At 41.0% G+C, this 23,588-nt stretch carries 23 protein-coding genes; 12 read left to right on the top strand and 11 right to left on the bottom strand.

Annotated elements, in window-relative coordinates; translation table 11 throughout:
- Positions 1-3 precede the first annotated feature (3 nt).
- The 3 genes from JS40_RS03675 to JS40_RS03685 all read left to right on the top strand — a co-directional run bounded on the left by JS40_RS03675 (position 4) and on the right by JS40_RS03685 (position 1,413).
- Positions 4-312, top strand: a complete 309-nt coding sequence (locus JS40_RS03675) for a hypothetical protein (RefSeq protein ID WP_034258481.1) — start codon at positions 4-6, stop codon at positions 310-312.
- 49 nt (positions 313-361) lie between these two features.
- A complete protein-coding gene (locus JS40_RS03680) occupies positions 362-691 on the top strand; it encodes a DUF4870 domain-containing protein (protein ID WP_034258482.1) in 330 nt (109 codons plus the stop codon).
- Positions 692-756: 65 nt separating this feature from the next.
- On the top strand, positions 757-1,413 hold the full coding sequence (locus JS40_RS03685) for an alpha/beta hydrolase (RefSeq protein ID WP_034258483.1): 657 nt from the start codon (positions 757-759) through the stop codon (positions 1,411-1,413).
- On the opposite strand, the gene JS40_RS03690 is transcribed toward JS40_RS03685, so the two are convergent.
- Positions 1,410-1,907, bottom strand: a complete 498-nt coding sequence (locus JS40_RS03690; RefSeq protein WP_034258484.1) for a hypothetical protein — start codon at positions 1,905-1,907, stop codon at positions 1,410-1,412. The two genes, JS40_RS03685 and JS40_RS03690, sit on opposite strands and share 4 nt — an antisense overlap.
- A gap of 2 nt (positions 1,908-1,909) precedes the next feature.
- Positions 1,910-2,686 (bottom strand): MBL fold metallo-hydrolase, encoded by a 777-nt coding sequence (locus JS40_RS03695; RefSeq protein ID WP_394332683.1) that lies wholly within the window; start codon positions 2,684-2,686, stop codon positions 1,910-1,912.
- A gap of 83 nt (positions 2,687-2,769) precedes the next feature.
- Here JS40_RS03695 and JS40_RS03700 point away from each other — a divergent pair, with 83 nt between their 5' ends.
- A complete protein-coding gene (locus tag JS40_RS03700; protein WP_034258485.1) occupies positions 2,770-4,227 on the top strand; it encodes a nicotinate-nucleotide adenylyltransferase in 1,458 nt (485 codons plus the stop codon).
- Here JS40_RS03700 and bcp read toward each other — a convergent pair.
- Positions 4,217-4,672, bottom strand: a complete 456-nt coding sequence (bcp, locus tag JS40_RS03705) for a thioredoxin-dependent thiol peroxidase (protein WP_034258487.1) — start codon at positions 4,670-4,672, stop codon at positions 4,217-4,219. The two genes, JS40_RS03700 and bcp, sit on opposite strands and share 11 nt — an antisense overlap.
- Before the next feature lie 29 nt (positions 4,673-4,701).
- Between bcp and JS40_RS03710 the strand changes: the two genes are divergently transcribed.
- A complete protein-coding gene (locus JS40_RS03710) occupies positions 4,702-5,370 on the top strand; it encodes an endonuclease III domain-containing protein (protein WP_034258489.1) in 669 nt (222 codons plus the stop codon).
- A gap of 38 nt (positions 5,371-5,408) precedes the next feature.
- Here the strand turns inward: JS40_RS03710 and JS40_RS15510 are convergent, their stop codons facing one another.
- Together JS40_RS15510 and JS40_RS03715 are read right to left on the bottom strand one after the other, a co-directional pair.
- Positions 5,409-5,561: a hypothetical protein gene (locus tag JS40_RS15510; RefSeq protein WP_173402305.1), complete on the bottom strand. Its 153-nt coding sequence runs from the start codon at positions 5,559-5,561 to the stop codon at positions 5,409-5,411.
- A 58-nt stretch (positions 5,562-5,619) separates the two neighbouring features.
- On the bottom strand, positions 5,620-6,204 hold the full coding sequence (locus tag JS40_RS03715; protein ID WP_034258491.1) for an RNA polymerase sigma factor: 585 nt from the start codon (positions 6,202-6,204) through the stop codon (positions 5,620-5,622).
- A gap of 270 nt (positions 6,205-6,474) precedes the next feature.
- On the opposite strand from JS40_RS03715, the gene uvrA reads away from it, so the two are divergent.
- The 3 genes from uvrA to JS40_RS03730 all read left to right on the top strand — a co-directional run bounded on the left by uvrA (position 6,475) and on the right by JS40_RS03730 (position 11,563).
- Positions 6,475-9,252: an excinuclease ABC subunit UvrA gene (uvrA, locus tag JS40_RS03720; RefSeq protein WP_152558125.1), complete on the top strand. Its 2,778-nt coding sequence runs from the start codon at positions 6,475-6,477 to the stop codon at positions 9,250-9,252.
- 138 nt (positions 9,253-9,390) lie between these two features.
- Positions 9,391-10,005: a hypothetical protein gene (locus JS40_RS03725; protein WP_152558126.1), complete on the top strand. Its 615-nt coding sequence runs from the start codon at positions 9,391-9,393 to the stop codon at positions 10,003-10,005.
- A 208-nt stretch (positions 10,006-10,213) separates the two neighbouring features.
- Entirely contained in the window at positions 10,214-11,563 is a 1,350-nt protein-coding gene (locus tag JS40_RS03730) for a hypothetical protein (RefSeq protein ID WP_051957488.1), read from the top strand.
- A 63-nt stretch (positions 11,564-11,626) separates the two neighbouring features.
- On the opposite strand, the gene JS40_RS03735 is transcribed toward JS40_RS03730, so the two are convergent.
- The 3 genes from JS40_RS03735 to JS40_RS03745 are packed head-to-tail and all read right to left on the bottom strand — an operon-like array spanning position 11,627 to position 15,654.
- Entirely contained in the window at positions 11,627-12,916 is a 1,290-nt protein-coding gene (locus JS40_RS03735) for a glycosyltransferase (protein ID WP_034258496.1), read from the bottom strand.
- On the bottom strand, positions 12,913-15,360 hold the full coding sequence (locus JS40_RS03740; RefSeq protein WP_034258499.1) for a YfhO family protein: 2,448 nt from the start codon (positions 15,358-15,360) through the stop codon (positions 12,913-12,915). Before JS40_RS03740 ends, JS40_RS03735 begins: the two co-directional genes overlap by 4 nt.
- Before the next feature lie 30 nt (positions 15,361-15,390).
- Positions 15,391-15,654: a DUF4834 family protein gene (locus JS40_RS03745; RefSeq protein WP_034258501.1), complete on the bottom strand. Its 264-nt coding sequence runs from the start codon at positions 15,652-15,654 to the stop codon at positions 15,391-15,393.
- A 108-nt stretch (positions 15,655-15,762) separates the two neighbouring features.
- On the opposite strand from JS40_RS03745, the gene JS40_RS03750 reads away from it, so the two are divergent.
- Genes JS40_RS03750 through JS40_RS03760 form a run of 3 tightly spaced genes read left to right on the top strand, consistent with a single transcriptional unit; the run spans position 15,763 to position 18,460 of the window.
- A complete protein-coding gene (locus JS40_RS03750) occupies positions 15,763-16,797 on the top strand; it encodes a transporter (RefSeq protein WP_034258503.1) in 1,035 nt (344 codons plus the stop codon).
- Positions 16,798-16,809: 12 nt separating this feature from the next.
- Complete coding sequence (locus JS40_RS03755) at positions 16,810-17,928, top strand: GTP cyclohydrolase (RefSeq protein WP_034258505.1); 1,119 nt, start codon at positions 16,810-16,812, stop codon at positions 17,926-17,928.
- A gap of 31 nt (positions 17,929-17,959) precedes the next feature.
- The gene (locus tag JS40_RS03760) at positions 17,960-18,460 is read left to right on the top strand and encodes a hypothetical protein (RefSeq protein ID WP_152558127.1); all 501 of its coding nucleotides are present in this window, start codon (positions 17,960-17,962) and stop codon (positions 18,458-18,460) included.
- 60 nt (positions 18,461-18,520) lie between these two features.
- Here the strand turns inward: JS40_RS03760 and JS40_RS03765 are convergent, their stop codons facing one another.
- The 3 genes from JS40_RS03765 to JS40_RS03775 all read right to left on the bottom strand — a co-directional run bounded on the left by JS40_RS03765 (position 18,521) and on the right by JS40_RS03775 (position 23,159).
- Positions 18,521-19,780: a cysteate-C-fatty acyltransferase gene (locus JS40_RS03765; RefSeq protein WP_034258509.1), complete on the bottom strand. Its 1,260-nt coding sequence runs from the start codon at positions 19,778-19,780 to the stop codon at positions 18,521-18,523.
- A gap of 128 nt (positions 19,781-19,908) precedes the next feature.
- Positions 19,909-20,946, bottom strand: a complete 1,038-nt coding sequence (locus JS40_RS03770; RefSeq protein ID WP_034258510.1) for a cysteate synthase — start codon at positions 20,944-20,946, stop codon at positions 19,909-19,911.
- 77 nt (positions 20,947-21,023) lie between these two features.
- On the bottom strand, positions 21,024-23,159 hold the full coding sequence (locus JS40_RS03775; RefSeq protein WP_034258511.1) for a S9 family peptidase: 2,136 nt from the start codon (positions 23,157-23,159) through the stop codon (positions 21,024-21,026).
- Between the two features lie 64 nt (positions 23,160-23,223).
- Here JS40_RS03775 and JS40_RS03780 point away from each other — a divergent pair, with 64 nt between their 5' ends.
- Complete coding sequence (locus JS40_RS03780; RefSeq protein WP_034258512.1) at positions 23,224-23,547, top strand: YbaB/EbfC family nucleoid-associated protein; 324 nt, start codon at positions 23,224-23,226, stop codon at positions 23,545-23,547.
- Positions 23,548-23,588 lie beyond the last annotated feature (41 nt).

Genomic DNA, 23,588 nt, shown 5'->3' on the forward strand with positions numbered 1-23,588 from the left:
CACATGAGCACTCCTCCCGGAAAGAACAAAGCCATTATTGCGTATATCACTTTTATAGGCATGCTCATTGCGATTTCAATGAATCGAGATGAAAAGCACGAATTTGCTACTTGGCATATAAAAAATATGTTCGGGTTGGTCATTCTGTTGTTCGTGGCGGTAGCGTTACAGAATTATCCTATTGGAATCTACGTCTATTGGTTGAGTGTCGCGCTATGGCTGTTTTGCCTGGTTATGGCGCTGACTAACAGAAAGATGGGAATTCCTTGGTTAAGTGAGAAATTTCAGTCGTGGTTTACATTTTTAGATTAGTTATCCTATCTTTAAGGGATCTAACTAAATACTAATCGAATCAAAACTCATGACAAACACTTCAGTAGACAACGGAAAAACTGTAGCCATTCTGGCTTACATTACAATTATTGGATGGATCATCGCACTGGTGATGCACAACGATAAAAAAACCGACTTCGGGGCTTTTCACATTAGGCAGACATTAGGGATTATGGTAGTGGCTGTGGTATTGAGCATTATAATTTCGGTTGTAGGTATTCCAATCTTGGGATGGATCCTGCAATTGGCGATCTTAGTATTCTGGATCCTAGGATTTATAGGAGCCATTCAAGGGGAAAAGAAGTTAGTTCCGCTTTTAGGAGAACAGTTTCAGGACTGGTTTAAGGGGATTGGATAAAATTTTATAAAAATTTTAATGACTAAGATGTCACTTAGCAAGTGACATCTTTTTATTTTTGAACCATGCTAAAGAAAGAACTGCCCTTACAACATAATTACAGAGCCCCTAAAGAGGGTGTCGACATGGCACCGGCCATCATTTTACTACACGGCTTTGGAAGCGACGAAAACGATCTTTTCTCATTTGCTTCAGAATTGCCCGAAACCCATCATATTATTTCCTTAAAGGCACCTATACCCATGCAACCGTATGGAAATGCATGGTATAATATCTATTTCGACAATTCCGACGGAAAATTTAGCGATACCGAACAAGCCATTGCATCAAGGGATCTTATTTCAAATTGTATCGATGCCGTGGTAAATGTCTATAACGCAAATCCGAAGGAAATCACATTGTTGGGCTTTAGTCAAGGGACCATATTGAGCTTTGCCGTTGCCTTAAGCTATCCCGAAAAAGTTAAGAATGTGATAGGATTAAGTGGCTACATAAATGAAGATATCCTAAAAGAGGGCTACAGCGAAAATGATTTCTCTTCCTTAAACGTATACACTTCGCACGGAAGTGTCGACCAGGTAATTCCGGTTCAATGGGCCCGAAAGACCCAGCCCTTCTTAAAAGCACTCAATATTCCTTGTGAATATTCCGAATTTCCGGTAGGTCATGGCGTAGCACCTCAAAATTTCGATGAGCTGAAAGAATGGCTTTTAAAACATTAGGATTTTGGGTACAGCAATGATGCCAAGGTGTTAAATTCTAATTGCTGTTGCGCATTGAATGAATACTCCAGAATCATTTCCCCCCAATATGTACCGTCTGTAAAATCTGCCAATACCCATCGATGATTTAAGAAGCGAACCTTATTGATGCGCATGGGACCGTTCATACCCTCAAATGGCACTAGGGGATTTCCCTCTTTTACAAAGTTGTTCTCGTAGATGACATCACTCACCAATGCCTCCACCGCGGCGGCTTCAAAACCCGATGTTTCCAGATAGACCATGGCGTTCTCATTTCCCTGAAGCGTAAAATAGTCGAGGTCCACTACGCGTTGGTTAAGAGAATCGATCACAGTCTCATTCGCTGCAACTTTTTCGGAAAGTACCGTGATCTTTTTCTCCTGAGCCTCAAAAATGGTTTTTTCGTTCATATATTGAAAAATAATAAACAGGACCGCAAAGAAGAACAAATACATAAAGATGCTTTTTCTCATAACTATAAAGTGATTTTAAGGGTGTCGTAAGCAAGAAACACGTTAGGCGGCAACTGTTTTGACACCTCTTCGTGAAAGCCTAATAAGTGACTTATATGCGTTAAGTAAGCTTTTTTAGGCTGAACCTCTTCTATAAATGCTAAGGCTTCTGAAAGATTAAAATGCGAAGGATGTGCCTGTTCTCTAAGGGCATTTACCACAAGGACATCGGTCTTTCTTATTTTATCTATTTCTGAAGCTGCCATCGTTTTCACATCGGTAAGATAAGTGAACCCATCTATTTTAAAACCAAGAACAGGTAGCTTATGATGAAATGCTTCCACAGGGGTAACTCGTTTCCCATGAAGTTCGAACTCGGTATCCTTCTCTATGGCAATTTCAGTAATGGTAGGGGCTCCCGGATATTTGTTCTCTAATTCAAAAATATAAGCGAAGCGCTCATGGAGTTGCTGAAACACTCTTGGGTGTGCATAAAACGGGATATCTCCTTGCCGAAAGTAAAATGGTCTAATATCATCGATCCCTGCTGTGTGATCGCTGTGTTCGTGGGTTAGAAGAACACCATTGAGATGTTTACAATTTTCACGCAACATCTGTTGCCGAAAGTCGGGACCTATATCGATCACATACGAAAAAGTATCCCACTGTAACAAGACCGAAACCCGTAGCCTTTTATCTTTAGGATCGGTACTTCTGCATACGGGATGATCACTGCCAATAACGGGGATTCCTTGCGAGGTTCCGGTACCTAAAAATGTAATCGTCAAGGGCTGTTTCATTGGCACAAAAATAACAGTATTTTTTTTGTTTACCTATGGTATTTGTTACCTTTGTAGGAAAGATGTCTTAATAGGAAATTGCTATGCCCGAACATATTTTAGGTGACAAGGAATTTGAGAATATTCCGTCCATTAGAAGTAAGGCCCTCCGTATAAATCTCAATGAGAATATTTACGGAACTTTTGCAGAGATAGGTGCCGGGCAGGAAACCGTGCGTAATTTCTTTAGGGCAGGTGGCGCCTCAGGGACGATCGCTAAGACCATGTCGGCCTATGATAAGGATTTCAGTGATGCGATCTACGGCATCGAAGAAGATGGCCGGTACGTGACCGAATCACGATTAATAAAAATGCTTTCCCATGAAATGAACCTCATCGAGGAACGTATCATTAGAGAAAAGCATCCCAATAAATTGTTCTTCGCTTATGCCAATACCGTTGCAACCATTGATTTTGCTAAGAAATACAAAGGCCACGGTTGGGTAGGCATACGGTATCAAGTAGATCCAAAGGAGGGTTACAACGAGATCACGCTGCACATACGATTCCATGAGAACGACGCCATGCTACAGCAGATCACGCTAGGGATCTTAGGTGTAAATTTAATTTATGGAGCATACTACAAGTACGACACGCCAAAAAAACTCCTTCGATATCTTTACGATCATATAGACAAGGATAAGATCGAGATCGATACGATCAATTTCTCCGGCCCTAAATTTGAAAAGGTGGACAACCGCCTTATGAGTTTACAGCTTATTAAAAATGGCATGACCGATGCCATCATGTTTGGTCCCGACGGTAACAATATCCTACCGGCAAGGATCCTTTACAAAAAGAATATTTTAGCCCTTCGGGGAAGTTTCAGACCGGTAACCAAGGTAAACATCGATATGTACGAAAAGTCGTGTGAGATGTTTCTGAAGGAAAACAAGGTAGAAAAGGAACGCACAGAGGTTATTTTTGAGATCACCCTTTCAAACCTTCGGGCCGAAGGTGAGATCGATGAAGAAGATTTTATGGATCGCGCCAAACTCCTGTGTTCGCTGGGACATACGGTAATGATCTCCAATTTCCAGGAATATTATAAACTAGTAGAATATTTTAGTCGTTATACCAAAATGAGGGTTGGTTTGGCCATGGGTGTCAATAATCTGGTAGATATCTTTGATGAGAAATATTACCGCCATTTAAGTGGTGGTATCCTGGAAGCCTTCGGAAAGCTGTTCTTTAAAGATCTAAAGGTATATTTATACCCTATGCGTGATCCTGAAACTGGCGAATACACCAATAGTGAGAACCTGAAAGTGCATCCGCGAATGAAGGAACTCTACAAATTCTTCAAGTATAACGGAAAAGTAGTGGACATCACAGATTTCAACCCCGATATCCTCGATATCTTCTCAAGAGAAGTACTTTCCATGATCGAAAACGGAGAAGAAGGCTGGGAAGAAATGCTTCCCAAAGGTGTCTCAGAGATCATTAAGGAGAAGTGTCTCTTTAGTTGTGCTGCCTTACCCGCAAAAGAAGCTACGAATTAAGGATCTGAGCAGCGTGCTCCTTGCTTTTCACTTTATCAATAACACGTGATACAACTCCTTTTTCATCAATCACAAACGTTATACGGTGGATGCCATCAAAGCTGCGTCCCATAAACTTTTTAGGTCCCCAAACACCAAAGGCATTGATAACTTCCTTTTCGGTATCTGCGAGTAGCGGATATGGAAAATTGTATTTTTCTTTAAAATTCTTTTGCTTGCGTTGTGTGTCCTTACTCACGCCTAGTATCTCATACCCTGCTTTTTGTAATTCTTTGTAATGATCACTTAAATTGCAAGCCTCTACGGTGCAAGTTGGTGTATTAGCCGCCGGATAAAAGAAAACGACGAGTTTCTTTCCCTTATAATCGGATAGTTTGATTGTATTGCCGTCCTGATCGACCGAGGTAAAATTTGGCACTGTATCGCCTGCTTGTAATGTCTTCATTTCGCTATTTTTGTATAAAAATAGGTAAAATGACCAAGCAAGAAAAGGTAGATTTCGTTATTGAAACGTTAAATGACATATATCCTCAAATTCCCATCCCATTAGACCACAAAGATCCCTATACGCTTTTGATCGCTGTATTACTTTCGGCACAGAGTACAGATGTACGGGTAAACCAGATCACACCCATTCTATTTGAAGTGGCAGACAATCCGTACGATATGGTGAAACTTTCAGTAGAAGAGATTCGAGACATCATAAAACCGGTGGGCCTCTCCCCTATGAAGTCTAAAGGGATCCACGGACTTTCAGAAATACTGATTAATAAACACGACGGTAAGGTTCCGGCTGATTTTGAGGCATTGGAAGCGCTTCCTGCTGTGGGTCATAAGACGGCCAGTGTCGTGATGTCCCAAGCGTTTAATATCCCTGCATTTCCTGTTGATACACATATCCATCGTCTCATGTACCGCTGGGGCTTTTCCACCGGAAAAAATGTGGTCCAAACAGAAAAAGATGCCAAAAGGTTATTTCCGCAAGACCTTTGGAACAAATTACATTTGCAAATTATCTGGTATGGAAGGCAATATTCCCCGGCGCGTGGCTGGGACTTGGAAAAAGATATAATTACGAGAACGATAGGTAGAAAGTCAGTACTTTCAGAATACAACAAGAAGATCTCTCTAAAAAAGGCATAAAAAAACCCCCGAAACGCTGTTCGGGGGTTTTCCAAAGTTTAGTTTAGAAGTGCTTCAAACTTCAATTTATTATAATCTATAACACTTAAAGCCTTCGAATAATCCAGAAGAAATCGAATGGTTTCTTCTTTTGGAGCTAGTTCTTTATTCACGCGCTCCGTACGTGAAGTTTCAGAGTACATTTTTTGCATAGAACGTAATTTTGAGGTTAATGTTACCTAATAACGTCGCAAAAAATGCTTTATTGTATTAGTTCGTCAATATAATATTATGTTTCTCAATGACCTTACGTAAGTTAATAAGTGCGTAGCGCATTCTTCCCAGAGCAGTATTGATACTCACCCCTGTTTGCTCACTAATTTCCTTAAAGCTCATATCCTTATATATACGCATGACCAAGACCTGTTTTTGATCGTCCGGCAACTCTTCAATAAGCCGTCTTACATCACTCTCCACCTGCCCTTTTATGATTTGTTTCTCAATGTTCAAGGCTCCGTCTGACAGTACCGAAAAAATATTGAAATCGTCTTTGTTCTCGAACTTTGGCATTCGATTGTTCTTTCTGAAATGATCGATCACCAAATTGTGTGCAATACGCATGACCCAAGGGAGAAATTTTCCTTCTTCGTTATAAGCACCTCGTTTTAAAGTCTTGATAACCTTTATAAAAGTGTCTTGAAAAATATCTTCCGCAACATCGCGGTCGAAGACTTTGGAATAGATAAAACTGTAGATTCTTTGTTTGTGACGGGTAATAAGTTCACAAAGAGCAGATTCATTGCCATTCATATATGCGCTCACAAGGAAGGCATCGGTTGTGGGACTTTGCTTCATACTAATACTTTTTTTTAAAAAATAAACAACTATTATATTGGTTGCTCAGCTGCTATGTTTTTTTATTGAAAGTAATAATATGCTATAGGCAATAATTTTAGAGAATGACGTTATGAGGGGTAAATATAACAACAAAGAAATCACAATTGCAAAAAAAAGTGAGTTTTTTCTTAAAAAAAATATAATAAATGTTAACGTGCATTCCATAAATCTATATAGTATCTTTGCATTCCCAATCGCAAAAAGGATCGAAAAAAACCGCAAATTAGCTTGATTACTGAACCGATAGATACTAAAAAGAATATCCTAATCCAAGGAGCAAAACTGCACAATCTCAAGGATATCTCTGTTGCTATTCCACGGAACAAATTAGTGGTTATAACAGGCCTTTCCGGCAGCGGAAAGTCAAGCTTGGCCTTCGATACCTTGTATGCTGAAGGGCAACGGCGATATGTAGAAAGTCTTTCCTCATATGCCAGACAATTCTTGGGACGTCTCAACAAGCCCAAAGTCGATTCGATCAAGGGAATCGCTCCTGCGATTGCCATCGAGCAAAAAGTGAACTCCACCAACCCTAGATCGACCGTAGGCACTTCAACAGAAATATACGATTATTTGAAACTGCTCTATACCCGAATTGGAAGAACATATTCTCCCGTTTCAGGAAAAGAGGTGAAAAAAGATACTGTAAGCGACGTAATTGCATTTCTCAAGAAGTTTCCCGAAAACGAAAAGCTTCTCCTCCTTGCCCCTATTCATTTAGAAGAAGGCCGAACTTTGGAAAACAAGATACAAACCCTTGCCCAACAAGGATATGCACGAATTAAAGTAGGTGAAAACGTCGTGCGGATCGATGCGTGGGATGGTAATATCCCGAAAGAAAAGGTTCTGCTTGTGGTAGATCGCGTTATTACCAAAGAAGACGAAGATTTTTATCATCGTTTGGCAGATGCAGTACAAATTGCTTTTTTTGAAGGAAAGGGAGAATTATTTATTGAGAATCTTTCAAATAATAAGATTCAAGAGTTCAATAACCGATTTGAGGCCGACGGAATTATATTTACAGAGCCCAATGTGCATTTGTTCAGTTTTAATAATCCGTATGGGGCCTGTCCTACCTGTGAAGGATATGGCGATGTGATAGGGATCGACGAGGACTTGGTGGTTCCCAACACTGCACTGTCCATCTACGAGAATGCGATCTTTCCTTGGCGCGGCGACAGTATGGGATGGTATCGTGATCAACTGGTGCACAATGCTTATAAATTCGATTTCCCTATCCATAAACCTTGGTTCGAACTCACCGAAGCACAACAACAATTGGTCTGGGATGGCAATAAATACTTCGAAGGACTACATAGTTTTTTCAGTTTTCTTGAATCCAAAAGCTATAAGATCCAAAATAGGGTGATGCTTTCTCGCTATCGCGGTAAAACGAAGTGCAGCACATGTAAAGGAAAACGGCTACGCCCTGAAGCCGGGTACGTAAAAATTGAAGGCAAAGCGATACAAGAACTAGTTGAATTACCACTCCATAAGGTCGCAGACTTCTTCAAAACGCTTACCTTGAATGAATTCGACCAAAAAGTGGCAAAGCGCCTTTTATTGGAGATCAACAACCGTCTTTCGTTCTTAATGGACGTAGGCTTAAGCTACCTAACCCTAAACCGGAAATCTAACACGCTTTCAGGAGGGGAATCCCAACGAATTAATTTAGCCACTTCGTTGGGTAGTAGCTTGGTTGGTTCAATGTATATACTTGACGAACCCAGTATTGGTCTGCACCCCAAGGACACCGAACGTCTTATTGGCGTATTGAGGTCTCTGCGTGATCTCGGCAATACCGTGATCGTTGTGGAGCATGATGAGGATATCATGAAAGCAGCCGATGCGATTATCGATATCGGTCCGGAAGCAGGAACGTTTGGTGGTGAAGTAGTGGCTACAGGTACATTTAAGGAAATTCTTGCTTCAAACTCATTAACGGCAAAATATCTAAATGGGGCATTGGAAATTGAAGTACCTCAAAAAAGACGCGCATGGAAAAATGCTATCGAGATTAAAGGAGCACGACATAACAACTTAAAAAACATTGATGTTACCTTCCCGTTAGGTGTTTTTACGGCGGTGACAGGTGTTTCAGGAAGTGGAAAAAGTACACTTGTAAAGAAAATTCTCTACCCTGCCCTCTTACGTCATATTGGGGGTTATGGTGAGAAACCGGGACAGTTCTCTTCATTGGAAGGAAACTTCAGCAGTATAAAAAGTATTGAGTTCATAGATCAAAATCCAATTGGACGATCCAGTCGTTCCAATCCCGTGACCTATATCAAGGCATACGATGACATCAGAAATCTCTACGCTTCTCAAAAACTATCGGATATTCGTGGGTATAAAGCGAAACATTTCAGTTTTAACGTGGACGGCGGACGTTGTGAAACCTGTAAAGGAGAAGGGGAAGTAACCATAGAAATGCAGTTCATGGCCGATGTACACTTAGAATGCGATACGTGCAACGGCAAGCGTTTTAAAAAAGAGATCCTGGAAGTGATGTTTGAAAAAAAGAACATCCATCACGTGCTTACTATGACCGTAGATGAAGCAATCGCTTTCTTCAATGAACATAAGCAGAAAAAGATCGTGTCAAAACTACAACCCTTACAAGACGTAGGATTGGGCTATGTACAATTAGGACAGAGTTCCTCTACCCTTTCGGGTGGTGAAGCACAACGAATTAAATTGGCATCTTTTCTGGTTAAGGGAACCTCGAGCGATAAAACCCTGTTCATTTTCGATGAACCTACCACAGGACTTCACTTTCACGATATTAAAAAATTATTGGCTTCTTTCTATGCGCTGCTGGATAAGGGCCATACTGTGATCGTGGTAGAACACAATCTGGATCTCATTAAATGCGCAGACCACATTATTGATCTGGGTCCAGAGGGAGGGGAACAAGGTGGCGAAGTAGTAGCCCAAGGTCCACCCGAGGAGATCACCAAAACATCAGCTTCATATACTGCCGACTATTTAAAAGACAAGATCTAGAACGATCCGTATCTATCCTATTTATTGTTTCTCCCTGCGAATCAAATACTTACATTTTTGGCATGGCTATTGGTTCTTTCCAATGAAATAGCGTACGTTACACAGCTAATGTGTGACATAACCCAAAAACAAAGTATTATGAGAAAAGCAGTCTTTTTAGTAGCTGTATTCCTCGTGGGAAGCACTACACAGATCTTTGCACAAAAGAACCATCGATACGAGGTTCAAAAGGGTAAGAAACATCGCTATTACAACGCGCAGGAAATTCGTTTTGTAGAAAATGGTGTTCTTTTTACTATTGCCACCGATGGAACTTTTTATTATGATTTTACAGGTGAAACTCCGGTATCGAACCGTCCACGCAGAGGACATCAAGTAGTGTACTACAATGGAGCTCCCGGAGCAGTTCATTATAGAACAGGTCGCTACCACTATAAGAACGCAATTACTACAGACCGTTTTGGACGTGTACGAAGTATAGGGGATTCCTATATTACATATCAACGAAACGGGAAAGTGAAATCGATTGGTAGTATCTACCTTAGATATCATCGAGGCCGATTAGTACAAGTAGGTGAAATGACCCTTGTCTATGATCGCTTCGGAAGAATTCGTGATATAATCGGATATGTAAATCGATACAATAAAAAATTGTGGCACGAAGGTTGGTATAATTATAATGACCACGGTTATGAATGTGATGATGAATATGAAGACTGGAATGACCGTGAACGAAAAAGAAAGAAAAATTAGTTTATAGTTTTTTTGGTTGGTTAGTTAGAAATCCGTCGAATCTGTTAAAAGACTCGGCGGATTTCGTTTTTATACGAAACACTGTTAGGAAAATCTCAATAACCCCTGTAGATCAATATTTTACATTTTTGGCACGGTCGTTGTTTATTTACAGAGTGTACAAGCTGACCAAAAAAATTAAAGCAAGTACAACCTTAATCTTAACAGTATGAAAAAGACAGTAGCATTAGTATTTGCCTTCTTTATGATAGGCATTACCAGCAAAGCGGAATCTGCACCGGAGAGTGCTCCCGCCAATTATTCTTACGATGGCTCTGCCTACATCTTTGTAGAAGGAGGCGTAGAGTTTTCAGTTTTTCCCGATGGTCAGTTTGACTTTGTTTACCTGGGTCGTGATCGTGGCGGAAACGTAAATGTAAATATCAACACCCAGAATGTGAATATTAACTTCAATTCCGGGTACGACTATGATGCATATATACAATACGACGATTATGGCGCAGTGATCCAAATTGAGGATGTTCCCATTTATTACGATGAATACGGACGCATCGTACAGGCTGGTTCTACAGAAATTCGCTATAACGATAGACGCATCGTTCGTGTAGGTGGATTACATGTATATTATAATCCTTATGGCTACTTTTCACACTGTACAGGTTATATAAATCTATGGACCCCAAGATATATTTATCGCCCTTGGCATGTGTATTACGCCCGCCCGTTCTATTCTACGTGTATCGTATACGATTATCCATACAGAAGATATTATAATCCGCACCGTTACAGCTGGCATCACCATAGACAGTATTACAACAACAGACATAGAGTGGCGTACCACAACGGAAGAAGAGATTTTCACAGACCCGGGAGTCGTGTACATTATAAAGACGGCCGTGTAGCCAAACGCCGCGATTACGATGCCAACCGAAGAAATTCTATGGCGCAGAACAATCCGAGACGGGAGAATGTAACGTCCAGAAACAATAATAATGCTAGAGGAATTGCTGGTAAGGAGAATCGATATGGAACTAACGATCGTGGCAGCAACAGTAGAGGTAATGTTTCAAAGGATGATCGCAATAAGATCAATAATGCCCGTAATACCAATTCAAGAGGTATTGCGAACAAAGACGACCGCTTTTCTAACAATAAAAGCCGAAGCAACTCGAATGTGAATCGGGTCGACAACAGCAGTTCGCGCGGCATCGCTAAGCGAGAGAATACGACAAGAAATACACGAAGCACTGTTTCTAAAGGCAACTCAAAGCGAGAGAATTCGGTTTCAAAAGGCCGGCCTCAGGTGAACAATAGAAATGCCGTTAACAAATCACGCTCCAAGGTATCATCCACAGGACGTGTTTCAAAGCGTAGTTCGGCGATAAAACGATCAGACGCTCGTAAGAGTTCGGTGAACACAAGAAGTAATTCTGTTTCCAGAAAACAATCCAATGTTCGGAAACAAACAAATACTAGAAAACAAGTTTCCAAATCCTCGACCGGAGCTCGAAAGAGTTCAGGTTCAAAAAATACCTCAAGAAGAGGCCGAGGACAGTAAGATTTTTTTGGTTGGTTAGTTAGAAACCCTCAGGCGGCATTTGCCAAATGGGGGTTTCGCCTTTTACTGCGTTATTTCTTTCAGTAAGGAAGCTAATCGCCTGGTCAAAGCAGGTCTACTGTATTGTTCCACAGCATCGGTAGTAGTAGTCGACTCCCCGTTTTTAAAAGCTTTGTATTGTTCGAGGATATGTGACTTTAAGCGTTCCTCGTCGTGATAGGTAAAATAATGACCGCTTTTAGTTTCTGAAAGGATCACCTCTACATCACTGCCTTCGGGTCCAATGGCAATAATAGGCCGTTTGGCTGCCAGATACTCGAAGAGTTTTCCCGGAATGATAGCACGGGTCTCGGGACGATCGATCTCGACTAACAGTAATACGTGAGCATTATGCTGAAGCTGTAATGCTTCCGAATGGGAAACATATCCCAGGTTTTCTACATTTCTCTCAAGTCCGAAAGCCGTAATACTCGCCATCGCTGTGTCGCTTACTACACCGGCAAATTTCAATACCAGATCCTTCTTGAATTCTTTTTCTTCCGAAGCTATTTCAGAAAGAATCCTCCACAATACTTTTGGATTGCGTTCACTCAACAAAGAACCGATGTGCGCTATGGAAAATGCTGTATCCGGTCTACGAACGATGTCATTAGCGATCTCAAAACCGTTCGTTATCACCGAAATTGGCGTTTCTGTCATCATCTCGAATTCTTTTTTGGTCGTCGGACTCGTTACAAGAATATGATCGGCTAGACGTAATACCCGCGCCTCAAGTCGCTTGTGTTTTCGTGCCGATGCCTTGGTGAGTTGTAAAGATTTATGATAATGAATTGTTGTCCAGGGATCCCTAAAATCTGCCAGCCAGGGGATCGACATTTGCTGCTGTAAGCCCAGGCCGATCAAATGCAAACTATGGGGTGGTCCGGTTGTTATAATTAAATCCACCGGATTTTTATCCAGGTACGCACTCAAATAACGAACGGAAGGTGCTACCCAGCCTATTCGTGCGTCTGGAATAAAGAAATTTCCCCGAATATAAAGTAAAAAACGCTCCAAGAGTCCGGGATTCTTGGCAGGAACCATTCCGCTGCTCAATTTCTTTGTCTTTCCCTTAGAGAACCAACGCGCAAATCGATACGGTTCTTTGATAGAACTTTTTAGAATAGTGATGTCCTGTGGTACTTCATCTTCCAAATTTCGGTCGATGATAGGGTAACTTGGATTTTCGGGTACATATACAATAGGCTCGACATCGAACTGTGGAAGATATTTTACAAATTTTAACCATCGTTGCACCCCGGGACCTCCTGCCGGCGGCCAGTAATAGGCTATAATGAGTACTCGTTTGGTCAAGAATCTTTATGTTTTACAGACGTTTGCTTGCGGTAGTTATAAAAGAGTGCGCCAAAAATTAGTAGTACCAACAGCACACTACTTCCAAGACTAATCATACTGCCGGTCTGGATCACTTTAGGCTCGAACTTGAATTCTATCTTGTGATTCCCTTCCGGTATCGTCATGGCCCTCAGTACATAGTTTGCACGAAAATATGAAGCAGGTTTATTGTTGATATACACATTCCATCCCTTTGGATAGTATACTTCTGAAAAAAGTGCCAATTGAGCCGAAGAGGACGATGTTTCATAGACCAGGTGGTCCGGTTGGTGACGTACTAGTTCAATGGTTGCCGTAGAATCCCGCTGAATATCTTTTAGGGGTAATTCTGAAGCAAAATCGGCATGAACAATTGCTGTTTCTTTGGTGTTTAAACTGTCTAACAGACGTATCTCCTGGTCGGCATTTTCGGCGATCATTACGTTCTCCACGAACCATGCGCTTCCATTCGCATACGGGTTGCGTTGTGCCACAGCCCCACCATTTCTTCCCTGCGTAATAATGTAACGCACATTCATCATGTTCAAAATACCAATATCCCCTTTTGAAAGATAATAGGTATCTATGTCCTGCATACGTCCGGGTTTCGCCGCATGGTAGCCGCCTAAAGCATTATGATAATAACTGGCACGACCGCTGTTAAAGGGATTGGTTGTAGCATCAAAAACCCTGTAGTAACCGTCGTCTTCCAATATTTGAAGATCGGCTCCATTTTTCTGAAAAGGTTCATCAACCACGCGTGCTGCAACAAAGTTTTCAGAATTGACATAACGCTTTCCAACCCCAACGAGGTCGATAAGCAACAAGGCAGCAAGGATTACCAATGTCGTCATCGATTTCAGTTTCGATTTCATGAAAAGCCAAAGCACCGAAGAAGTAAGAAGTACAAAAATAAGCGAGCGAAGCGTATCTAAGGTCATAATAGACATGCGATCCCCCCGAACAGCTTCTATAAAAGGCATGCCCAGTTCTTCAATAAAAAATTTATCGTAGGGACTCGTAAAATCGAACAACGTAGATTTTAACAACAAGAATAGTATTGCGATGCCTCCGGCAATTCCTGTTGCATACAGCAAGGCCTTCTTTTTTATTTCCTCACGTTCAAAAGATGAAAAGAACTGATGCAAGCCAACAATCGCCAATATAGGAAGTACCAATTCGATAATCACCTGTATGGAAGACACAGCCCTGAACTTATTGTATAAGGGAACGTAATCTATGAACAAATTGGTTAAAAAGGCAAAGTTGTCTCCCCACGACAAGAATAAGCTAAGCAGAAATGCAACGCTGATCCACCATTTTAAACGACCCTTCACTAAGAAAAGAGCTAGAAGAGCCAAAAAAATAACAACGGCGCCTATATAGGCTGGTCCTGCAACTATGGGTTGTTTTCCCCAATATACCGGTACCTGATTCAATATTTGATTGACATCTTGGGGAGAAGCGCCCATGCGCAGAAGATGTTCTCGTGTTTCAGAGTCATCGGGTAAGGCATCACCCGAACCACCTCCCATAAACCCGGGAATGAAGAGATTAAAACTCTCTAACCGTCCGTAACTGTATTCGGTAATATACTCGTAATCAAGCCCGGAGGATTCCACCTTGGGTGAGCCGTCCGGTTGTAATGTAAGATCACTTTTACCCCGTGTGGAGGTATCGGCATATTCTTTGGTCGCCATAATGTTGGTCGCATTTAGACCTACGGCGATAAGGGCGCCCACGGCCATGATCGCTACCGACTTAAAATAATGAGGGATCATTTTCTTTCTGAATGCATCCACCAGATATACTGCTCCAATGATCAACACCAAAAGTAACAGGTAATAGGTCATTTGAAAGTGATTGGCTGCCAATTCCAAAGCCAAAGCAATGGTGGTTAGAATAAAACCCCAGACATACTTCCCGCGAAACGTAAGAATGATACCACTCAACACCAGAGGCATATATGCAATGGCGTGTGCTTTTGCATTATGTCCCACACCCAGGATAATAATAAGATAGGTTGAAAATCCAAATGCCAATGCCCCCAGAAATGCCAGCTTGTAGTCTACTTTCAGTATTAAAAAAAGAATGTACATCCCTATAAAATACAGGAAGAGATAATCGGCAGGACGCGGTAAGAACCGTAGCGTCAGGTCCAGTTGTTTAATGTAATTATGGGGATACTTAGCGCCTAACTGATAGGTAGGCATGCCACCAAACGCTGCATTGGTCCAGTAGGTTTCCTTCCCTGTAGACTCCCTGTAATCATTGTGCTGTTTCGCCATGCCCGTATATTGGACAATATCACTTTGAAAGATTTTTTTTCCTTGTAATACCGGACTGAAATACGCCAGCGAAGCAATAATGAATAATAAAAGGATAACAATATGAGGAAGAAAATTCTTGAAAAATCGCTGCATAGCTTACGAATGAATTATGAAGGCTGAAAATTAATCAATTTCTTCGTAATCTACGTACTCACCAACGGTAGACTTGGATTTATTGCGAGAGGATGGCATTTTATCGATGGTAATACTGCCATCTTTTTTCTTTTCTTGAGCATCAAAGGGATTATTCCCAAATGCTTGTTCAAATCGTTGCCCTGCCTTTTTAGCTATATACCGCATGATATAAGGGGTTAGCAGTCGGATTAAAAACTTTAACCCGAAGTATACCAGAAGAATGATTAAAACCGTTTTTAAAAAAGTTATCATAAGGAATACAAATCTTCTTCAAAAGTACGGATTGACACAGAAAAAGACGAAATTCTACTATTAAATAAATGATAAAATCTTATATCTTTGAACTAAACCGAACATTGTATGCGAACCCAAAATCTCACAATACTTTTCCTCATTCTGTTTCCTTTTATTCATGTTTCGGGTCAATATACAGACGAACTTAATTCCAATCGCCCCGGGGCTTCGCAAGGTGCCTTTTCGGTAGGAAAGCGAGTGCTTCAGTTTGAGAGCGGTTTCAGTTTGGGAAAAGAGGAACATCGCTTGTTAGAAACCGAGACCAGTGCCTTTGCTTTGGATTACAGTGTGCGCTATGGTTTTTTTAAAGAAGAACTTGAAGTGAGTTTAATGGGTGAATTCCAGTCCAATACCTATTCGTACCCTACGCTTGCGGGCCGGCCGGATTTTAAAGTGAGTAATTTCCGAAGCAATACCATAGGTGCAAAATATTTAGTGTACGATCCTTATCGGAAAATGGATCAGGAAGGCCCTAATCTCTATAGCTGGAAAGCCAATAACCGTTTTCAGTGGAAAGATCTTGTTCCCGCAGTTTCAGTATATGCCGGAGCAAATATCGATTTTACCGAAAATGCCGTGGATAAACTTACCAATCCGTTTTCTACTTCAATGGACGATCTTACCATAAGTCCTAAATTCGTTTTAGCCACACAAAATAACTGGATAGGTGGATTTGTTTTCGTGACCAATATTATCGTCGACAGGGTAACTACCGAAGAACCTGTATATTCCTACATCCTAACGCTTACACATACCCCTACCGATTGGTTTTCTGTTTTTGTCGAGAATCAAGGCATTAAAAGTGATTTCTATGCCGACCAGCTTTTTCGCGGCGGTGTGGCCGTCCTTATAAACGAGAATTTTCATGTGGACGGATCTGTGATACTTAATTTCAAGGATACACCCTCGCGCACCTATGGGCGCATTGGAATGGCATATCGGTTTGACATGCATGACTCCGATGAGTATATCGAAGAAAAGGGCAAAGCAGGCAGAGCCAGCCGAAAAGAACGTAAGGCCAAGAACAAAAAAGAAAAGAAAAAGAATAAACGAATGGACGCCGTGGAAGACGATGGTGATGGCGGCGATGGTGGAATCTAGCACACTGATTATATGATAGAAGTTTTACAAGTAACCAATAAAAAGCAACTAAAAGAGTTTGTTACTTTTCCTTTTCAGCTCTATGCAAACTGCAAGTATTGGGTCCCTCCCTTGATCAAAGACGAGATGAATACACTCGATTCTGAAAAGAATCCTGTTTTTAAAAATGCTGAAGCTACCTATTATTTAGCAAAGAAGGATGGAAAGACGGCAGGAAGGATTGCCGTGATCATCAACAGATTAGAGATCGACGAAATAGGCAAGAAAAAAGTACGGTTTGGGTGGTTGGATATGATCGATGACCTGGACATCACTAAGGCATTGATGGAGAAGGTATATGAGGTGGGGCGAGAGAACAAGCTCGAATACGCCGAAGGGCCGGTAGGCTTTTCCAATATGGAAAAGGCCGGAATTCTCACAAAAGGCTTCGAAGAATTAAATACCATGATCACATGGTATCACTTTCCATACTATGCAAAACACATGGAAGCGCTGGGATTCGAAAAGCAAGCCACCTGGGTGGAATACACCATGAAGATTCCGGATACTATTTACGAAAAGGTACAAAAGTTCAGTAAGATCATTCGGGAGCGTTACGGACTTAGCGTAATTCGGTTTAAGAACAAGAAAGAGATCCTTCCTTATGTGGATGCCATGTTCGGTTTACTGAATAAAACCTACAATACCTTACAGACCTTCGTCCCCATTCAGCAGTACCAAATTGATTATTACAAGGAAAAATATTTCAGTTTTATCCACCCGGATTATATTACGTGTATCAAGGACCAACAAGGAAAGCTAATTGCATTCTCCATTGTGATGCCCTCTTTTTCCGAAGCTTTAAAAAAGGCAAATGGAAAGTTAATGCCGCTGGGTTGGTATCACATATTACAGGCTCAAAAGAAGAACGACAAAGCCGCCTTTTACCTTATTGGTATCGATCCGGAGTATCAGGGAAAAGGAGTGACTGCAATTATTTTTGAAGAAATGCAGCATTTGTTCAATGCCAAGGGCATACAAACGGTAGAAACCAATCCGGAGCTTATTGAGAATACTGCTGTACAGTTGCTTTGGAAAGATTATAATCCGGTACAGCACAAAGAGCGGAGTACCTTTAGAAAGTCATTATAGCAGGCGTTACGTGTAAAAAAAAACGAAAATTATGGTAAAATTGAGCTCAATATTTATCCTTCTTTTAATGACGCCGCTTTTGGTGTTTAGTCAAGAGGTCAATAATTTCACAACGGTGATGACCAACACTACTGAAGTTAGAATTCCTGGTGCGTGGACGCAGCTAAATTCGATCGATGACTCTGGACAAACCTACTTGAAAAATGAAGAAAATGTAATAATAGCTGTTGCTAAAAATCCTAAGAAGGCTTATCCTTTTTACAAGAGTTTAGCGTCGGACTTTGAAAATGTACAAGAATTTTACAAATGGGATTCAGATTACAGAATAGAACTGAAGCAAAAAACTGATAAACTCAAAGAAAATTCTAAATTGGAATATATAATTTGGAAATTCAATGATGGAAAAATGGATAATATTTTTCTATTTGGGTCTGTAAATGGCAATTTCTTAAGTCTACTTGTATTTACAGATAAATGGAATGAAGAAGAAAAAGTTAAATTCTTGGAAAACCTCTATAAATTGAATAGATAACTAAAAAACCTTCCACAACGAGAAGGTTTTTTAATATAAATACAAAATCTTATCTACTATTTACTCTCCCATAGCAGCTGCTACAGCAGCTGAAAGACGCTTATAGGTACCATTCTCCAATCGCTCTCGTATCGCCGAGAATGCTTCAAGAGTTTCGTTGATATCCTCCATGGTATGCGAAGCAGTTGGTATCATACGTAAAAGGATCAAGCCTTTAGGGATCACGGGATACACTACAATAGAACAGAAAATACCATGATTCTCACGCAGGTCTTTTACCAGAGCCATTGCTTCAGGAATACTTCCTTTCAAATACACAGGTGTCACACAACTTTGTGTGGTACCAATATCGAAACCACGTTCTTTAAGCCCGTTTTGTAAGGCATTTACGTTATCCCAAAGTTTGTCTTTCAATTCCGGCATGGTGCGTAACATGTCCAGGCGCTTCAGTGCACCTTCTACGAGTTGCATTTGCAGCGATTTAGCAAACATTTGTGAGCGCAAGTTGTATTTTAGGTAGTTAATGATCTCTTCATCGGCTGCGATGAATGCTCCTGTACTGGCCATAGACTTCGCAAATGTTGCGAAATAGACATCGATCTCTTCTTGTACGCCTTGCTCCTCTCCTGCTCCGGCACCTGTTTTTCCGAGGGTTCCAAAACCATGTGCATCGTCCACGAACAAACGAAAGTTATATTTTTTCTTTAAGGCAACAATCTCCTTCAATTTACCTTGTTCCCCTCTCATTCCGAAGACACCTTCAGAAATTAAAAGAATACCGCCTCCGGTCTTTTCGGCAACTTTCTCGGCACGTTTCAAATTCTTTTCGATACTTTCCATATCGTTGTGCTTATAGGTAAATCGTTGTCCTAAATGCAGGCGAACGCCATCGATGATACACGCATGGGCATCCACATCATAAACGATCACATCGTCTTTTGAGACCAAGGCATCGATGGTAGAGACCATTCCTTGGTACCCGAAATTTAACAGATATGCAGCTTCTTTCTTTACAAAGGCTGCTAATTCACGTTGCAATTGTTCATGAAGATCCGTGTGACCACTCATCATTCTAGCACCCATTGGATATGCCGAGCCATATTTTGCACCGGCTTCCGCATCTACCCTACGAACTTCGGGATGATTGGCCAATCCAAGGTAGTCATTGATACTCCATGTGATTACCTCTTTTCCTTTAAAACGCATTCGGTTGGAAATAGGTCCTTCCAGTTTTGGAAATACGAAATAGCCTTCTGCTTGTTCCGCCCACTTTCCAAGAGGCCCTTTATCCTTATAAATCTTATCGAATAAATCTTTCATCTATACAGCTTGTTTCTTTGTATGGCGCAAAAATACTTAAATTTAGTATTATAACACATTTATTTTTAAGAAGCATCCATAAAAAAAGCCGCTACTTTCGCAACGGCTTCTAATGGGAATATTTGGTTTTATTTTATGTATTCAATACTTACGTGCGATTCTGATTTTGCATCGAAGAAGCCCTGCTGGCTCATCCAGTCATCACTATAGATTTTGCTCATATAGCGTGAACCGTGATCCGGGAATATCACAACTACGTTGCTTTCTTCAGTAAAAATGCCTTCTTCGTCCAGTTGTTTTAGACCTTGCATGGCCGCACCGCTGGTATACCCAACAAACAGGCCTTCGGTCTTGGCGAGCTCTCGCGCAGTATGTGCGCTTGTTTCGTCTGTAACTTTTATAAATGAATCAATGGTATCAAAATCGGTCGCAGTAGGGATCAAATTCTTGCCTAATCCTTCAATTCTATATGGATAGATCTCATTTGCATCGAATTCACGGGTCTCGTGATATTTTTGCAAAACTGAACCAAATGCGTCGATCCCAATAACTTTGATATCCGGATTTTGTTCCTTTAAATAACGCGCTGTACCGGAGATCGTTCCTCCGGTTCCACTACAGGCTACAAGATGTGTAATCTTTCCGTTGGTTTGGTTCCAGATTTCTGGACCTGTGGTGTAATAATGAGCATCTATGTTCAATTCGTTGAAATACTGATTGATATATACTGAACCTTTGATCTCATTATGAAGGCGTTTTGCCACCTCATAGTAGGATCGCGGGTCATCGGCGCTCACATGGGCGGGACATACATATACCTTGGCTCCCATAGTCTTCAGCATATCGATCTTGTCCTTGGAGGATTTCGAACTTACGGCAAGGATGCATTCATATCCTTTTATGATACTCACCATCGCTATACTGAAACCGGTATTACCACTCGTAGTTTCAATAATGGTATCACCAGGCTTTAGAATGCCTTTCTTTTCGGCTTGTTCGATGATGTAAAGTGCAATACGATCTTTTGTAGAGTGTCCCGGATTAAAAGCTTCCACTTTTGCGAAGTAGTTGCCTTTCATTTTTGAAGTAATAGTGTTGAGCTTGATAAGAGGTGTGTTACCTATAAGTTCTAACACATTACTGTGGGCTTGAATTGCTTCTTTCATATAGGGAGTTTTTTTACAAAACTTAGACAATCCTTCCTAAGTTTAAAAACCGTACAAAGGTACATTAAAATTTTTAATTACTCTTTTATATCCTCCAAATCGAGTAAAAATGCATAATCCATGGCTACTTCTTTCAGGGCCTCAAATCGACCTGAAGCCCCTCCATGGCCCGCGTCCATGTTGGTATGAAAATAGATTTTACTATCGCCTGTGTTGTATTCACGAAGTTTCGCAACCCATTTTGCCGGTTCCCAGTACTGCACTTGCGAATCGTGATAACCCGTCGTTACCAAAATATTGGGATATGCCTGTTTTGTAACATTATCGTAGGGTGAGTAGGATTTCATATAATTATAATACTCCAATTCATTTGGATTACCCCATTCGTCATATTCTCCCGTTGTTAAAGGGATACTGTCGTCCAACATCGTTGTTACTACATCTACAAATGGCACCGATGCAATTACCCCGTTATAGATATCGGGTGCCATATTCACTACTGCACCCATTAAAAGCCCTCCTGCAGAACCTCCCGAAGCATATAAGTGCTCCTTGGATGTATAGCCTTCTGCGATTAAAAATTTTGACGCATCAACGAAATCGGTGAAGGTGTTTTTCTTTTTTAATAACTTCCCGTCCTCATACCATTTACGCCCCAGATACTCCCCTCCTCGCACATGGGCAATGGCAAAAATAAAGCCTCTGTCTAAAAGACTTAACCGCGAAGATGAAAAATAGGGATCGATGGTAGCTCCATAAGATCCGTAACCATACAATAGCAGCGGGTTACTACCATCTTTCTTAATGCCTTTGCGATACACCAGGGAAACGGGCACTTTGGTACCATCGGTTGCAGTAGCCCATACACGCTTGGACTCGTAATTATTCTTATCGAATTTACCCCCTAAAACCTCAACTTCCTTTTTAACTGTTTTTTCGCGAGTCTCCATATTAAAATCGATCACAGAGGCCGGAGTGGTTAAGGAATTATACCCATAGCGAAGTACTTTAGTATCAAATTCGGGGTTTTGGGTGGTATAAGCAGTGTAGGTTTCATTATCGAATGGCAAGTAGTAATCCTCCTGATTATTCCAACTCATAATCCTGATCTTGTTCAACCCATTGCTTCGTTCACTAACTACCAAGAAGTCCTTAAATATATCGATGTCCTCTAAAAGCACATCGTCACGATGCGGGATCACATCGACCCAGTTTTCCTTTGAGGTTTTATTTTCTGAAGTCTTCATAAGACGAAAATTGGTGGAAGCATCTTTATTTGTCAATACATAGAAGTGATCTCCAAAATGCGAGATGTTATATTCGAGTCCGCGCTCTCTTGGCTGTAAGACCTTGAATGTTCCGTTGGGGGTATTGGCGTCCAATGTGCGAAATTCGGAGGTCAATGTACTGTAACTGCCAATGACGAGGTATTTATCAGATTTAGTTTTATAGACGTAAGTGTTGAACGTTTCATCTTCTTCTGTATAAATCAATTGATCGTTTGCCGGGTCGGTGCCCCGTACATGCCTGAATATCTGGTTGGAGCGCAGTGTTTGCTCATCCTTTCTAGTGTAAAAAAGTGTTTTATTGTCGTTCGCCCAAGTAGAACCACTGGTGGTAAGCGGGATCGATTGAGGCTGTATCTCACCGGTTTCAAGATTCTTAATATGTAGGGTATATTTTCTTCGGCTTAAAGTATCGACACCAAAAGCAACCCATTTGTTGTCGGGACTCACGTTGATACCTCTTAGGTCGTAAAAGGAGTGCCCTTTGGCCATTTCATTCACATTGAACATTATTTCCTCTTCTGCATCCAATGAACCCTTCTTTCGTGTGTAAACAGGATAATCTTTTCCCGTTTCAAATTTGGTGATGTAATAGTATCCATTATAAAAATAAGGTACCGAAGCATCGTCTTCTTTGATCCTGCTCTTCATTTCCTCAAAAAGATCCTCCTTTAGCTTCTTGGTATGCGAAGTCATCTTTTCGTAATAATCATTTTCTCGTTCCAGGTAATCGATCACTTCGGCATCATCCTTTTGGTTGAGCCAATAATAGTTGTCGATCCTCACGTCTCCGTGCTTTTCAAGGTTCTTGGCGATTTTTTCGGCAGTAGGTGGCGTACTATCCATAGTTTGTTCTGAAGATTCTTTATTGCTGCATGAAACGGCAAAAGTAAGGGTTACTGCGCACATAGCGATCAGATATTTCATAAAGGAAATGTTGAATATTAGAAATGCAAAGTAGTAAATTTGCCTGAATTAAAATGATAAAATTATGTTTGGAGATATTATGGGTATGATGGGTAAACTCAAAGAAACCCAAGAAAAAGTTGAAGCGACAAAAAAAAGGCTGGATAGCGTACTGGTAGACGAGCAAAGTTCAGACGGATTATTGAAAATTACCATCACTGCCAACCGTAAATTGAAGAATATTGAAATTGCGGATAGCCTGCTGGAAGACAAAGAACAGCTTGAAGATTATTTGGTGTTGACCCTCAATAAGGCGATTGATAAAGCAACGCAGATCCATGAAGCCGAGATCGCTGCGGTTGCCAAGGAGGGCATGCCTAATATTCCGGGATTGGATATGTTCAAATAATGATCAATCCGCTTTCGAGCCTCTATATATATTTTAGAATG

The organism is Altibacter lentus, assembly GCF_000746845.1.
Lineage (GTDB): Bacteria > Bacteroidota > Bacteroidia > Flavobacteriales > Flavobacteriaceae > Altibacter > Altibacter lentus.